This is a genomic window from Acidovorax sp. LjRoot118 (assembly GCF_964253575.1).
Taxonomy (GTDB): Bacteria; Pseudomonadota; Gammaproteobacteria; order Burkholderiales; family Burkholderiaceae_C; genus Acidovorax.
In genome coordinates this window covers 2,529,364-2,544,280 of sequence record NZ_CAXURB020000001.1, presented here as the reverse complement: position 1 = coordinate 2,544,280, position 14,917 = coordinate 2,529,364, and the positions used below count along the sequence as shown (strand labels likewise).

Annotated in this window: 13 protein-coding genes; all 13 read right to left on the bottom strand. The window is 66.6% G+C overall.

Features of this window, described 5'->3' with window-relative positions; genetic code table 11:
* Nucleotides 1-2 precede the first annotated feature (2 nt).
* Nucleotides 3-1,907 (bottom strand): 1,4-alpha-glucan branching protein GlgB, encoded by a 1,905-nt coding sequence (gene glgB / locus ACSQ9E_RS11980; protein ID WP_436217900.1) that lies wholly within the window; start codon nt 1,905-1,907, stop codon nt 3-5.
* A gap of 314 nt (nt 1,908-2,221) precedes the next feature.
* Nucleotides 2,222-3,322: an IS5 family transposase gene (locus ACSQ9E_RS11975; protein WP_436217113.1), complete on the bottom strand. Its 1,101-nt coding sequence runs from the start codon at nt 3,320-3,322 to the stop codon at nt 2,222-2,224.
* A gap of 141 nt (nt 3,323-3,463) precedes the next feature.
* On the bottom strand, nt 3,464-3,715 hold the full coding sequence (locus tag ACSQ9E_RS11970) for a hypothetical protein (protein WP_235514773.1): 252 nt from the start codon (nt 3,713-3,715) through the stop codon (nt 3,464-3,466).
* A 256-nt stretch (nt 3,716-3,971) separates the two neighbouring features.
* On the bottom strand, nt 3,972-5,012 hold the full coding sequence (locus ACSQ9E_RS11965; RefSeq protein ID WP_436217899.1) for an acyl-CoA dehydrogenase: 1,041 nt from the start codon (nt 5,010-5,012) through the stop codon (nt 3,972-3,974).
* 147 nt (nt 5,013-5,159) lie between these two features.
* Nucleotides 5,160-6,152: a tripartite tricarboxylate transporter substrate binding protein gene (locus tag ACSQ9E_RS11960; protein ID WP_436217898.1), complete on the bottom strand. Its 993-nt coding sequence runs from the start codon at nt 6,150-6,152 to the stop codon at nt 5,160-5,162.
* Between the two features lie 42 nt (nt 6,153-6,194).
* Nucleotides 6,195-7,127: an electron transfer flavoprotein subunit alpha/FixB family protein gene (locus ACSQ9E_RS11955; protein ID WP_436217897.1), complete on the bottom strand. Its 933-nt coding sequence runs from the start codon at nt 7,125-7,127 to the stop codon at nt 6,195-6,197.
* Between the two features lie 20 nt (nt 7,128-7,147).
* On the bottom strand, nt 7,148-7,897 hold the full coding sequence (locus ACSQ9E_RS11950; RefSeq protein ID WP_436217896.1) for an electron transfer flavoprotein subunit beta/FixA family protein: 750 nt from the start codon (nt 7,895-7,897) through the stop codon (nt 7,148-7,150).
* A gap of 28 nt (nt 7,898-7,925) precedes the next feature.
* Nucleotides 7,926-8,900, bottom strand: coding sequence for an NAD(P)H-dependent flavin oxidoreductase (locus ACSQ9E_RS11945; protein ID WP_436217895.1), 975 nt, complete (start codon nt 8,898-8,900; stop codon nt 7,926-7,928).
* 7 nt (nt 8,901-8,907) lie between these two features.
* Nucleotides 8,908-9,909: a tripartite tricarboxylate transporter substrate binding protein gene (locus tag ACSQ9E_RS11940; RefSeq protein WP_436217894.1), complete on the bottom strand. Its 1,002-nt coding sequence runs from the start codon at nt 9,907-9,909 to the stop codon at nt 8,908-8,910.
* A 164-nt stretch (nt 9,910-10,073) separates the two neighbouring features.
* Nucleotides 10,074-11,309, bottom strand: coding sequence for a CaiB/BaiF CoA transferase family protein (locus ACSQ9E_RS11935; RefSeq protein WP_436217893.1), 1,236 nt, complete (start codon nt 11,307-11,309; stop codon nt 10,074-10,076).
* A 43-nt stretch (nt 11,310-11,352) separates the two neighbouring features.
* A complete protein-coding gene (locus ACSQ9E_RS11930; protein ID WP_436217892.1) occupies nt 11,353-12,486 on the bottom strand; it encodes an acyl-CoA dehydrogenase family protein in 1,134 nt (377 codons plus the stop codon).
* Between the two features lie 10 nt (nt 12,487-12,496).
* Nucleotides 12,497-13,705, bottom strand: a complete 1,209-nt coding sequence (locus tag ACSQ9E_RS11925) for an acyl-CoA dehydrogenase family protein (protein ID WP_436217891.1) — start codon at nt 13,703-13,705, stop codon at nt 12,497-12,499.
* Nucleotides 13,706-13,718: 13 nt separating this feature from the next.
* Nucleotides 13,719-14,900 carry an acetyl-CoA C-acyltransferase gene (locus ACSQ9E_RS11920; protein ID WP_436217890.1) on the bottom strand — a complete coding sequence of 394 codons (1,182 nt, stop codon included), beginning with the start codon at nt 14,898-14,900 and terminating at the stop codon, nt 13,719-13,721.
* Between the last annotated feature and the right edge of the window lie 17 nt (nt 14,901-14,917).

Genomic DNA, 14,917 nt, shown 5'->3' with positions numbered 1-14,917 from the left:
AATCAAGCCCTTGTGGGGCGGTTGGAAAGAAGAACGGTAGAAAGAGGGGGCACGGTCAAGTGCACATGGGCCGGTTGGCCTTCGAGCGGCGTGGGCGTTGCATCCACTCCGCCGAAGTTGCCCATGCCGCTGCCGCCGTACGGCTCGGCATCGCTGTTGAGCAACTCATGCCAGTGGCCGGCCTCCGGCACGCCCACCCGCAGTGCGGCGACAGGCTGCGGCGTCAGGTTGTGCACGGCCAGCACGATGTCGTCGCCAGCGCGGCGGATGAAAGCCAGCACGGTGGTCTGGTGCGGTGCCATGGGCGCCCAGGCAAAGCCTTCGGCATCGAAATCGTGCGCGTGCAGGGCAGGGCGCTCGCGGTAAATGCAGTTGAGGTCGGCCACCCAGCGCGCCAAGCCGCTGTGGCGGGCCTTGGCCCACAGGTGCCAGTCCAGCGTGCGCTCGTGGTGCCATTCGTCGATCTGGCCGAACTCACCGCCCATGAAGAGCAGCTTCTTGCCCGGGTGCGACCACATCATTCCGTACAAGGTGCGCAGGCCGGCAAAGCGCTGCCACTGGTCGCCTGGCTGGCGAGACAGCAGACTGTGCTTGCCGTACACCACTTCATCGTGGGAGAGCGCCAGCACGAAGTTCTCGTCGAAGGCATAGACCATGGAGAAGCGGATATCGCCCTCGTGCCAGTGGCGGTGCGCGTGGTCACGCTGCATGTAGCGCAGCGTGTCGTTCATCCAGCCCATGTTCCACTTCATGCCGAAGCCCAGGCCGTTGGTATCGACGGGGCGCGACACCCCGGCCCAGGCCGTTGACTCCTCGGCGATCACGTGCACGTCGGGGAACTCTGCGTAGACGGCGCAGTTCAGGTCCTGCAGAAACCGCACGGCCTCCCAGTTCTGGTGACCGCCATCGGCGTTGGGCACCCATTCGCCGGGCTTGCGCGAAAAATCCAGGTAGAGCATGGATGACACCGCATCCACGCGGATGCCATCGAAGTGGTACTTGCCCAGCCAGAACAAGGCGTTGCCGATGAGGAAGTCGCGCACCTCATAGCGGCCGTAGTTGAAGATCAGGCTGTTCCACTCGGGATGAAAGCCTTTGCGCAGGTCTTCATGCTCATACAGCGCCGTGCCGTCGAAACGCGCCAGGCCATGCGCATCCGACGGGAAGTGCGAAACCACCCAGTCGAGCAGCACGCCGATGCCATGTTGGTGCAGGGTGTCTACCAGCACCATCAGGTCCTGCGGGTTGCCATAGCGGGCCGTGGGTGAGAAATATCCAGTGGTCTGGTAGCCCCACGATCCGTAGAAGGGGTGCTCCGTGACCGGCATCAACTCCACATGGGTGAAACCCAGGGCGTTGCAATGGGCTGCCAGGCGCTGCGCGATGTCGCGGTAGTTGAGAAAACGCCCGCCTTCCTGGCGCTGCCAGGATCCCAGATGCACCTCATAGATGGACATCGGCGCGCCCAGCGCCTGTCGGTCGGCGCGTGCGGCCATCCAGGCGCGGTCGTTCCATTCGTAGTCGAGCTTCCAGATCTGGGAGGCTGTGCCGGGAGGGTGCTCCTGCCGAGTGGCATAGGGGTCGGCCTTTTCTGCCCACTGGCCATGCGAGTCCTGGATGCGGTATTTGTACAGATCGCCATGGCCGGCGCCTTCCACGCGCGTGCTCCAGCGGCCCGAGCCATCCTGCGCGCGTTGCATGGCCACAGGCGCCCAGTTGCTGAAGCTACCGATGACTTCAACCTGCCGGGCATTGGGCGCCCATACGGTAAAGGTGGTGCCTGTGGAATCCACATGGGCGCCCAGCACTTCGTAGTGGTGAAAGTGGGACGACACCGCAGCCGAAGTGGCTGCGAAGGGAGTCGATTGCGCTGCGTCGTTCATGATGGAGGGGTTGTTGACCTCCATGTTCTGCTGCACTGCAATATGCGACCGCAAGACCGGTGCGCATGCTCAAGTAGGCGTTTGCCTACGCTGCTTTTGGTGAGGCGATGTTGCAGAAATTGAGCGCACCAAGGTGCCGTTCGGGCGCCTTTTCAGCAGCGCTCGTCCTGGACAATCGCTGCCACCTGGATCGGCAAATTGCGTTCACCAGGAGCCAAGGTTCTTACGTCTGTGCAACGCATGCGAGCGGATGGCCTTTTACTGAACGCTTCAGGCGCGGACTCGCCCTTCTAGCCGTGACCCCAAGAGGATTGGCAGTCAGAGGGTGTAGAAGAAATCTATTTCAACCGCCCCAACAACATCCGAGCCTGCGCAAGCCACACCCACGCAGCCGCATAGAACGGCTTGCGGTCGTGGTGCATCACAAGCCTGCGGTTGCGCTCCAGCCATGCATGGGTGCGCTCCACCACCCAGCGCTTCTTGGCGATGGGGGCGGGCTGCTCGTCGCTCCACAGCGGCTGCTGGGCATCGTCCCAGCGGTGGCGGGCACTGTGGCGCACGATGCGCACCTGTACGTGGTGCGCCTTCTCGATCTGCTGGGCGCATTGCCCGGCGTACGCGCTGTCGGCCCACAACGTCTTGAACGAGCCATCCGTGCGCTTGCACGCCTGTGCTACCGCTTGCGCGGCCGCGTCGCGGTCCTGCACGGCTGCACTGGTGATCACAACCGCAAGCAGCAGGCCCAGTGTGTCCACGACCAGATGGCGCTTGCGCCCTTGCACCTTCTTGCCTGCATCGAAGCCCAAGGTACCACCCTGAGGGCTGCCCCGGTTGGACTGCGAGTCGATGATGGCCTCGCTGGGCTGCGCAGCGCGCTCCAGGCGTTGGCGCCATTGCTGGCGCAGACGCTCGTGCAGCGCTTCGAACTTGCCTTGGCGGGCCCAGTTGACGAAGGCCTTCTGCACGGACTGCCAGGGCGGATAGATCTGCACCGGCAGGTTGCGCCAGGACGAGCCGGTGCGCAGCACATAGCAGCAGGCATCGACAACGCTACGCCGCGAGTAGGTGGCCGGTCTGCCACGCGAGCCCGGTTGGGGCTCGAACAGGTCCTGCGCCAGCGCCCATTCGGCATCGGTCAGGGCACCGGCAATGGCGTTGCCGGATTGACTGGCGGGCCGATGCCGGGCGGTGTAGCCGTAGCGCGTGCCAGGCTGACCAGGCTGCGAGCGGGACAGCTGCGACTTGGGCCGCGCTCGCTGCAGGCCGGCAGCCTTCAGTGCTGCGCGCAGAGTCACCGTGCTAGGGGCGCTGCGGCCCATGTGATCGGCCCAGGCCAGCGCCAACTCGGGCAGCGTCGCCTGCGGATTGTCTCGGACCACCTCGCGCAAGGTGGTGTACTCGCCAGGGGGGATTACGGGTGGTCGGCCTGTCTTTGCCATTGCGCTGCTCCTGCTTGGTCAATGCGGCGCTATTATAATTTATTTATTCTACACCCTCTCAGGCAAAGTAAAAGAAACGTGCGGGAGCGACGAAAGGCTCAGGCAGGTGGCGCAGAAAATGAATTGCCGGGGGCAAGTGCCTCAGGACAACGCCGCCCAGGCGGACGACACCTCGGGGCTTCGCTGTCGGATGACCTGTTTGGCGACTTCGGCGAGCAGCGAGGCCCTGCCCAGGCCGGTGATGGCGACCACGCGGGCGGGGCTGCCGCGCTCCTGCGTGAACTGCACTTCCACCATGCCGGCGGCTTCCAGCACCCGCAGCTTGTCCACGCCTGCCTCATCGTCCACGTCGAACGGAAGCATCTCGACAGCGATCACTTTCAGGTACTCCATCGGCATAGAACCCCCGCATGGTTGGAGACAGGGCATTGTGAACCGCAGAAAACGGGAGTCGGGCAACCATTCGCAACAGCCCTGGCACGGGAGGGGTTTCGACGCAGCGCAGCACAAAAAGGAAAGCCCGCGTTGAGCGGGCTTTCTGCTTGCAGTGATGCAAGTGGGGGGATGTCGACTGCGGTATCGACAAGCCAATGGTAAGCGGGAGCAGGGCCTCTGGATGTAGGACGGCACCGCAAAGGGCGTGCGCTGATCACAGGGCCCAGGCTGGTGGCTTTTCCTGTTCGAGCAGCGCTGCGGCCAGGGCGGTATCGTCGCGATCACCCTGACTCTGGCGCATGAACGCCGGCAGGGCTGCCGCCATGCGCGCAAAAAACGTGTTCCGGCTGAAGGCCGTGCCCTCCAGGGCGCGACCCGTTTCCTCCAAGACCCGCAAGGCGCCATTCCCTACGGCCTGCCGGGTGCGCAAGGCCAGGGTCATCGCCGCATCGCCAGGGTGGGCATCGATCCAGGACGCGCTGTCACGCAACACGGCTGCGGTGCTGTTGACGACAACATCCACCCTGCCCAATGCTGCAGCGCGCATGGTGTGCAGGGGATGGGTGGGCGGGCATTGCTGCACCGCTGCATACAGCACCTGGGCCACCGCACGAATGCCACCGTGCCAGCACGCAGCGATGCCGGCGCCTGCATGCCAGTAACCGCAGCGCCGCATGAAATCGCCTGGTGACCCGAGCATGATCGCGGGTGTGTTGTGGAAGGTCACATCCGCACTGCCGGTGTCCGCCATGCCCACGGCGTGCCAGTCATTGGTCTGGATGGTAACGCTGGGATCATCGAGCTCCACCGCCATGAGTTGTGGTTGCTGTCCGGGAAGCCACGCCGTAAGCAGCGCATGGCTGGCACCCAGGGCGCCAGCACACGAGACCTTGGAGCCCGACAGCACGATGCCCGCAGTGCCCCGGTCGATGGCTTCGATCCGCCGCCCTGGCGACTCGGCCGCCCACATGGCCCACACCTCGCCGCGCGATCGTGGCTGACCGCCCAGTTCACGCAGTATGGAAAGGGCGTCGGTATGGCTTTCGTACAGCCTGGCCAGCGACAGGTCGTGGCCGGCCACCAGGCTCAGCGCCTGCCAGCGCTCCAGCGTGCGGCCAGTGCCGGGCTGGGGCAGATCGGCCAATCCGTTGTCCACCAGGTGCCGAAGCTGCCGGATGACCGGGGCAGAACCCATCGACGCCAGCGCACCAGGCAGGGCCTGCGCTGTGCTGAAAAGGTTTTGCGAATCGGTCATCATGGCGGCACCTCTTGGCCAAAGGGGCCTGGCTGCGGGCAGCCGCAGTTGCAGGGATGACTGATCGTACGGATCGACCGGTTCCAGCCTTGTAGGAGGATGGTGATACGGCGCATAGGCGCCGGGAGCAATCGTTATGTGTTTGAATCAGTCAACCACCACGCCGGCATCGCGGATGACCTTGGCCCATTTCGCTGTTTCGCTGGCGATGAAGGCATCGCACTCCTGCGGGGTGGAGCCCTCGGCGAACGTGCCCATGCTCTGCTCCAGGCGGCGCGACACCTCCGCGCTGCGGATGATGCGCGCTACCTCTGTGGACATGCGCTGCACGATCTCGCGCGGCACACCCGCCGGGGCCAGCATGGCGGCCCAGGTGCTGCCGACGATGCCGGGATAGCCTTGCTCGGCGAAGGTCGGCACGTCCGGCAACGCCGGTACGCGCTTGTCGCTGGCCACGCCGATCAGGCGGATCTTGCCGGCCTTGGCGGGCTGGATCAGGTTGGGTGGTGGGTCCAGGAACAGGGGGATCTGCCCGCCCATCAGGTCGGCCAAGGCGGGGGACGCCCCCTTGTACGGCACATGCACCATGTCCACCTTGGTGACCAGGCGCATGAGCTCGGAGGTCAGGTGCGCAGCCGACCCGGAGCCCGACGACGCGTAGCTCAGCTTGCCAGGGTTGGCGCGCCCATAGGCCACGAGCTCTGCCGTGGTCTTGTACGGGGCATTCGTAGCGACCGCAGCCACCAGCGGCGAAATCCCCATCAGGGACACGCCCACCAGGTCCTTCTTCGGGTCGTAGGGCAGCTTGGGGTACAGCGTGGTGTTGGCCGCATAGGCGGCGATCACCACGGCAAAGGTATGCCCGTCGGGTGCGGCCTTGGCCACCGCATCCACGCCGATGATGCTGTTGGCCCCCGGCTTGTTGTCGATCACAACTGGTTGCCCTAGCGCCTGCTGCAGCCCGACCTGCAGCAGGCGCGCCATCTGGTCGGTGAAGCCGCCCGCGGTGTAGGGCACGACGATGCGTATCGGCTTGCTGGGCCACGCTGTGTTGGCCCAGGCGGGTGCTGCAGCGGCGGCGATGCTGGCCGTGGCAGTTGCCAGCAGACGGCGGCGGTTGAGGGGTTTGTTGTTATGCATGCTTGTCTCCTGAAATGGTGAAATGTCGTTTCCGGTTGCGCTTTACAGCGCGTTGACCAGCTCCGGCACAGCGGTAAACAGATCCGCCTCCAGCCCATAGTCCGCCACACTGAAGATCGGCGCCTCCGCATCCTTGTTGATCGCCACGATCACCTTGGAGTCCTTCATCCCGGCCAGATGCTGGATCGCCCCCGAGATACCCGCAGCGATGTACAGCTGCGGCGCCACGATCTTGCCGGTCTGGCCCACTTGCCAGTCGTTCGGTGCATAGCCCGCATCCACCGCAGCGCGGCTGGCGCCCAGGGCGGCGCCGAGCTTGTCGGCCAGCGGGGTCATCACTTCGTCGAACTTTTCCTTGCTGCCCAGGGCCCGGCCACCGGAGACGATGATCTTGGCGGCGGTCAGCTCGGGGCGGTCGCTCTTGGCGATCTCGCTGCCCACAAACACGCTCTTGCCGGTGTCGGTGGTCGCTGCTGCGGTTTCCGTGGCTGCGCTGCCACCGGATGCCGCTGCCGGGTCAAAGCCCGTGGTGCGCACGGTGATGACCTTGGTGGCGTCACCGCTCTGCACGGTGGCGATGGCGTTGCCGGCGTAGATGGGGCGCTCGAAGGTGTCCGGGGAGATGACCTTGGTGATGTCGCTGATCTGGGCGACATCGAGCTTGGCGGCCACGCGGGGGGCCACGTTCTTGCCGCTGGCGGTCGCGGGGAACAGGATGTGGCTGTAGTTGCCGGCGATGGCCAGCACCTGGGCGGCCACGTTTTCGGCCAGGCCGTGTTCCAGGCCCGGGGCATCCGCATGGATCACCTTGGCAACACCGGCGATCTGGCCGGCGGCCGTTGCTGCAGATCCGGCATTGTGGCCGGCGATCAGCACGTGCACGTCGCCGCCGCAGGCAATGGCGGCGGTCACGGTGTTCAGGGTGGCGCCCTTGATGGCGGCGTTGTCGTGTTCGGCAATAACGAGTACGGTCATTTTGTTGTTCTCCTTATGCTTCAGATGACTTTGGCTTCGTTCTTGAGCTTGTCGACCAGGGCGGCCACGTCGGCGACCTTGACGCCGGCGCCGCGCTTGGCGGGTTCCGTGACCTTGAGGGTCTTCAGGCGCGGAGTGACATCCACTCCCAGGTCTTCGGGCTTGACGGTATCGAGCTGCTTCTTCTTGGCCTTCATGATGTTGGGCAAGGTGACGTAGCGGGGCTCGTTCAGGCGCAGGTCGGTGGTGATGACGGCGGGCAGGGTCAGGGACAGGGTTTCCAGCCCGCCGTCGACTTCGCGGGTCACGCTGACCTTGTCGGCAGTCAGCTCCACCTTGCTGGCGAAGGTGGCCTGGGGCAGGTCGGCCAGGGCCGCCAGCATCTGGCCGGTCTGGTTGGCATCGTCGTCGATGGCCTGCTTGCCCAGGATCACGAGGCCGGGCTGCTCTTTGTCGACCAGGGCTTTGAGGATCTTGGCCACGGCCAGGGGCTGCAGTTCGACGTCGGTCTCGACCAGGATGGCGCGGTCGGCGCCGATGGCCATGGCGGTGCGCAGGGTTTCCTGGCACTGGGCCACGCCGCAGGAGACGGCGATGACTTCGGTCACCAGGCCTTTTTCTTTCAGGCGCACGGCCTCTTCGACGGCGATTTCGTCAAAGGGGTTCATGCTCATCTTCACGTTGGCGATGTCCACACCCGTTTGGTCCGACTTGACTCGGACTTTGACGTTGTAGTCCACCACGCGCTTGACGGCGACGATTGCTTTCATGGAATTCTTTCTGGAGTATGTGGAAAGCTCAGCGGGCGAGGCCCGCCAGGCGTTCGTGGATCAGGGCGTGGGCCTCGGCCATAGTCCGGTCGATCAGCTGCTGCACCGTCGGTACGTCGTGGATCAGGCCGGCGACCATGCCGCAGGACCAGGCGCCCGCGTCCATCTCGCCGCTTTGCATGATGCGCGGGTAGACACCGGCCACTTCAGGCAGGATGTCTTCGAAGGTGATGGCGGCGCCCAGCTCGCGCTCCTTGAGCAGCAGCCGTTCCACGGCTGCGTTGCTCAGCACCCGCTCGGTGTTGCGCAGCGGGCGCATGACCAGGCGCGTGTCCAGCTCGCTGGCCGCGACGATGGCGCGCTTGACGTTCTCATGGACCGGCGCCTCCTGCGTGGCAATGAAGCGCGTGCCCATGTTCATGCCCTCGGCGCCCAGCGCCAGCGCGGCCACGAGCGAGCGGCCATCGGCCATGCCGCCCGAAGCGACGAAGGGGATGCTCAGCTCTTCCGCGGCCCGCGGCAGCAGGATGAAGTTGGGCACGTCGTCCTCGCCTGGGTGGCCGCCGCACTCGAAGCCGTCCACGCTGATCGCGTCGCAGCCGATGGCCTGGGCCTTGAGCGCATGGCGCACCGAGGTGCACTTGTGGATGACCTTGATGCCGGCCTCCTTGAGCGCCGGCAGCCATTTCTGCGGGTTGTTGCCCGCCGTCTCGACCACCTTCACGCCGCCGTCGATGATGGCCTTCACGTAGCCCGGGTAGTCGGGCGGGTTGACCGAGGGCAGAAAGGTAAGGTTCACGCCGAAGGGCTTGTCGGTCATGCCGCGGCAGCGCGCGATCTCGCGGGCCAGCAGCTCGGGCGTGCGCTGCGTCAGCCCCGTGACCATGCCCAGGCCGCCTGCGTTGGAGACCGCCGACGCCAGCTCGGCCAGGCCCACATGGTGCATGCCGCCCTGGATGATCGGGTGCTGTATGCCGAAGAGTTCGGTGATGCGTGTCTTCATGGCCGTGTCACTCCGAGGCGATGGACTTGTCGCGGATCAGCTGGCCCCACTTGGCATAGTCCTGCTGCAGGTGCTGGCCCATCTGCGCGGGGTCCTGGAAGCGGGCAATGGCTCCCGCGTGCAGCAGCTTCTCCTGGGTTTCCTTCTCGGCCAGGATCTGCCGCACCTCACTGGCGATGCGATCCACCACGGCCTTGGGCGTGCCTGCGGGGGCCAGCAGCCCGCCCCAGGATACCGCGTCATAGCCCTTGAAGCCCTGCTCGGCGATGGTCGGCACGTCGGGCAGCATGGCCACGCGCTGGGGCGACCCCACGGCGATGGCGCGCAGCTTGCCCGCCTTGATGTGGGGCAGGGCGGCTACCAGGTCGGCATACATCACCGGCACCTGGCCGCCGATGGTGTCGGTGATGGCCGGCACGCCGCCCTTGTAGGGCACGTGCTGCATGTCGAAGCCGCCCATCTGCTTGAGCAGCTCCATGCTCAGGTGGCCGAAGCTGCCCGCGCCGGAGCTGGTGTAGTTGAGCGGGTTCTTCTGCGCCTTGGCGTTGGCGATGAGCTTGCGCAGGTCGGTCACGTCCGGCAGCTGCGTGGGGTTGACCACCACGACGATGGGCAGGTCGTACACCGTGGCCACGGGGGCGAAATCCTTCACCGTGTCGTAGCCCGCCTTCTTGTACAGGTGGGGCGCCAGCAGGGTGGGGGTGGCCAGCATCATCAGCGTGTAGCCATCGGGTTCGGCCTTCATCACCTGCAGCGCAGCGATCGAGCCTGAGGCCCCGGGGCGGTTTTCCACCACCACGGCCTGCTTGAGGCGTTCGGCCAGCTTCTGCCCGACGATGCGCGAGGCCGTGTCGGTGGGGCCGCCCGCCGGGAAGGGCACGATCAGCTTGATGAGGCTGGCGGGCCAGGCGTCCTTGGGGCTCTGGGCCAGGCCTGTGCCCAGCAGGCCCGCGCCGCCCAGTGCGGCCAGGCCCTGCAAAGCGGTGCGGCGATTCAAATGCGTTGTCATGGTCTTGTCTCGGTGTTGTGGATGTCGGTGGGTGGAAACTGGCGCGCCCCAGGCCAGCGCCCCCGTGCAAGGGCCGCCCCGCCGCACTGGGGGCGTCCCCCTCCCGTATTGCGCAGCAATACGAGAGAGGGGGAAGGCGCGAAGCGACTCAGGGGGTGTTCATCTCAGGCCTCGGGCAGGGTCAGCACGCCGCGCTGCTGCAACTGCTGCAGTTGCTCGTCACGCAGGGAGAGCAGGCGTTGCAGCACTTCGCGCGTGCCTTCGCCCAGCGTGGGCGGGGCATTGCGCACGGGCAGGCGCTGCCCGTCCAGGCGGTAGGGTGGTGCGAACACCGGCGTCGTGCCCGTCACGGGGTGGGGCATGTCGTGCACCAGGCCGCTCGCGCGCGTGCGCTCGCTGGTCAAGGCCTCGTGCAGGCCCGCAACCCGGCCGCAGGGGATGCCGGCCGCCGTCATGCGTTCGAGCAGTACGTCGCGGCCGAGCGAGCGGATCATTGCGTTGAGCAGCAGCACCAGTGCCGGCCGGTTCTTGGCCCGCTCCACATTGGTCGCAAAGCGCGGGTCTTCGACGATGTCCGGCCGCTCGATGACCACACGGCAGAACTTGTCGAACTGCGAGTTGTTGCCCACCGCGATGATCAGCGGGCCATCCGCCGCCTCGAACATGCCGTAGGGCACGATCGAGGGATGGGCGTTGCCGTAGCGCGCCGGGTCCCGGCCCAACTGCAGCGCATCGAGCCCGTAGTAGCCCGTGACCATGATGCCGCAGTCGTACAGCGCCATCTCGATGAGCCGGCCCTTGCCCGTGCGCTCGCGGCGGAACAGGGCGGCCAGCACGGCCTGGGCCGCATGCATGCCGGTCACCAGGTCCACCACCGCCACGCCGAACTTCAGGGGCGGCTGGTCGGCTTCGCCGTTGAGCGCCATGAGGCCTGCCTCGCCCTGGATCACCAGGTCGTAGCCGGGGCGCTTGGCCTCGGGGCCGCTCGCGTCGTAGCCAGCCACGGCGCAGTAGATGAGATCGGGCCGGATGGCCTTGAGCTGCTCGTAGCCCAGGCCCAGCTTCTCGGCGCCGCCGGTCTTGAAGTTGTGGATCACCACGTCACACTGCGGCAGCAGGTCGTGGATGATCTGCAGGCCCTCCGGGCTTTGCAGGTCCAGCGTGATCGACCGCTTGTTGCGGTTCATGCTGTTGTAGTAGGTGGTCTCGGTCTTGCCGATGCGCATGCCCCAGTCGCGCGTGTCGTCGCCGCGGCCCGGGTGCTCGACCTTGATGACCTCGGCGCCGAAGTCGGCCAGCACTTGGCCGCACAGCGGCCCGGCAAAGACGCGCGACAGGTCCAGCACGCGCACCCCTTCGAGGGGCAGGTCGATTTCCTGGGACGGTTGTTGGTTGGTCATGGTTCAGTCTCCTTGGGGTGTCCCGGAAAATTCAGGCCCGGTATCAGCTGTGCTGGCCCAGTGCCATGTAGCGCGCCAGGTGGTGGTCTTCGTCACCGAGCTGGTGGTCGATCATCACCAGCCGCTTGGCATAGTGCGACAGCGGCAGCTCCCAGGTCATGCCGATGCCGCCGTGCATCTGGATGCTCTCTTCGGACACCAGGGTGCCGATGCGGCCGATGGTGAACTTGGCGGCCGACAGCGCGCGCTCGCGCACCAGTCGCTCGGCGTCCATGGCCGCAGCGGCGTTGATGACGGCCGAGCGCGCCTGTTCGACCTCCAGCAGCAGGTCGGCCATGCGGTGCTGCAGTGCCTGGAAGCTGCCGATCGGCACGCCGAACTGCTTGCGCGTCTGCAGGTATTCGAGTGTGTCCTTCTTGGCCACTTCCATCGCGCCCAATGCCTCGGCACACAGCGCCAGCACGCCCCAGCCTACGGCCAGCTCCAGCGTGGCAAAGCCCTGGCCCTCGGCGCCCAGCAGGGCGTCGGCGCCCAATTGCACCTGCTCGAACGCAATGTCGGCCGCGCCCCCGCCGTCGATGCGGCCGTAGCCCCGGCGCACCACGCCGGGTGCATCGGCGGGCACGAGGAACAGCGAAATGCCGTCCTCGCTGTCCACCGCGCCCGCAGTGCGGGCCGATACCAGCAGCAACTGCGCCGCTCCACCCTGCACCACCACGGCCTTGGCGCCCGAGAGTGCCCAGCCCTGGGCATTGCGCACCGCCTGCGTGGCCACGCGCGCCAGTTCGTAGTGGCTGCCCGGTTCGTCGTGCGCCAGCGCGGCCACGGTGCTGCCGTCGATCAGGCTGGCAATGCGCTCCTTCTGCGCGGGCGTGCCAGCCGTCGCCAGGGCGCGCCCGACCATCAGGGCCCCGAGAAAGGGCTCCACCACCAAGCCACGGCCCAGGGCCTCGAAGACCACGGCGATATCGAAGCCGGCACCGCCAAAGCCCCCATCGGCCTCGGGGAAGAGGGCGCCAATGGCGCCGAGCTCGGCAAACTGGCCCCAGAGGGCCGGCGACATGCCGGTGCTGCCATAGGCAATGGCGTTGCGGGTCTCCATAGGGCACTGCCCGGCCACGAAGCGGTCCAGCGTGTCCGCCAGCATGCGGCGGTCTTCGGTGTGTTCAAAGTTCATCGCATCAGCCTCACAGGCCCAGGATCATCTTGGAGATGATGTTCTTCTGGATTTCATTGGAGCCGCCGAAGATCGACAGCTTGCGGTAGTTGAAGTAGTTCGCCGCCACCGTGGCCGCCTCTGCAGGGCCTGCGGATGCGTCGGCCACATCCTGGTACTGCGCCTCCTCGATGTAGGGCAGGGCATGGGGGCCCATGGCGCGGCGGATCAGCGACAGGATCTCCTGGCGGATCTCGGTGCCGCGGATCTTGAGCATGGAGCTCTCGGCCCCCGGCACGCCGCCGCCGGCCACGGCCGCGATCACGCGCAGGTTGGTGGTCTTCATGTTCTCGAGGTCGATCTCGACCTTGGCCATGCGCGTGGCGAACTGTGGGTCCTGGGCCAGCGGGCGGCCATTGCGCTGCACCTTGGCGGCGATGACCTTGAGCTTTTCGAGCGCGGCGACCGAGAAGCCCACGCCGGCGATGCCGGTGCGCTCGTAGGTCAGCAGGTACTTGGCGTAGGTCCAGCCCTTGTTCTCTCCGCCCACCAGGTTCTCGGCCGGCACGCGCACATCGGTGAAGAACACCTCGTTGACCTCGCTGTCGCCATCGAGCGTGCGGATGGGGCGCACCTGCACGCCCGGGGTGTCCATGTCCACCAGCAGAAAGCTGATCGCCGCCTGGGCCTTGGCCTCGCGGTCGGTGCGCACCAGGCAGAAGATCATGTTGGCGTGCTGGCCCTGGGTGGTCCAGGTCTTCTGGCCATTGACGATGTAGTGCTCGCCCTCGCCATCCACGCCGCGCACGGCCGTGGTCTTGACCGAGGCCAAGTCCGAGCCCGCGCCCGGTTCGGAATAGCCCTGGCACCACCAGTCGGCACCGCTCAGGATGCGCGGCAGCCAGTACTGCTTTTGCGCCTCATTGCCGTATTTGATCAGCACCGGGCCCAGCATGTTGAGCCCGAAGGGCACGATGCGCGGCCCGCCCGCGACGGCGCACTCGGTGTCGAAGATGAATTTCTGCACCGCGCCCCAGCCGGGGCCGCCGTACTGCGCGGGCCAGTGGTTGGCCAACCAGCCGCGCGCGTTGAGGATGGCATGCCACCCCTCCTGGTCGGCCTTGGTCAGGCGCTGCCCGGCCTTGACCTTGTGCGCCAGGGCGGCGGGCAGCCTGTCTTTCAGAAAGGCCTGCACTTCTGCGCGGAAGGCCTGCTCTTCAGGGGTGAATTGGAGATCCATATCGTGCCTTGCTTCAGAAAATCTCGAACAGGCCTGCAGCGCCCATGCCACCAGCAATGCACATGGTCACCACGCCCCATTTGGCCTTGCGGCGCCGGCCTTCGAGCAGGATGTGGCCGGCCAGGCGCGCGCCCGTCATGCCGAAGGGGTGGCCGATGGAGATGGCGCCACCGTTGACGTTCAGCCGCTCCATGGGGATGCCCAGCCGGCGCTGGCAGTACAGGGCCTGCGATGCGAAGGCCTCGTTGAGCTCCCACAAGCCGATGTCCTCGACGTTCAGGCCATGGCGCGCCAGCAGCTTGGGCACGGCGAACACCGGGCCGATGCCCATTTCGTCGGGCTCGCAGCCGGCCACGGCCATGCCGCGGAAGGCGCCCAGCGGCTGCAGGCCCAGGCGCTCGGCCTCCCTGGCCTCCATCAGCACACAGGCCGATGAGCCATCCGACAGCTGCGAGGCATTGCCGGCCGTGACGAACTGGCCGGGGCCCTTGACGGGCTCGAGCGCCAGCAGGCCTTCGAGCGTGGTGCCCGGGCGGTTGCAGGTGTCGCGCGTGGCCACCACCTCGCGGTAGGTGACTTCGCCCGTGTCCTTGTTCTTTTCGGCCATGCGCGTGGCGCAGGGGATGATTTCATCGTCGAACAGGCCCGCCGCCTGCGCGGCCGCCGTGCGCTGCTGGCTTTGCAGCGAGAAGGCGTCCTGGTCCTCGCGCGAGATGCCGTAGCGCTGGGCCACCACGTCGGCGGTGTCGATCATGGCCATGTACAGGGCCGGCTTGTGCTCCACCAGCCAGGGGTCCATGTCGGTGGGCAGGTTGTTGCCGGGGCGCATGCCCGAGATGGTTTCCACCCCGCCGGCAATCATCGCCGGCACGCCTTCGGCCACGATGCGGCCGGCGGCAATGGCGATGGACTGCAGGCCCGAGGCGCAAAAGCGCGTGACCGTGGTGCCCGCCACCGACAGCGGCAGCCCGGCGCGCAGCACGGTCTGGCGGCCCAGGTTGCGGCCCTGGAAGCCATCGGGGTTGCCGCAGCCCAGGATGAAGTCCTCGAACATGGCGGGGTCCACGCCCGAACGCTCGACGGCCGCCGTGACAGAAAACGCGGCCAGTTGGGCGGCCGGCGTGGCATTGAATTCGCCGCGGTGCGACTTGGCCAGCGGGGTGCGGGCGGTGGAAACGATGACGGCTTCGCGCATGGTGGGTGTCTCCTGGT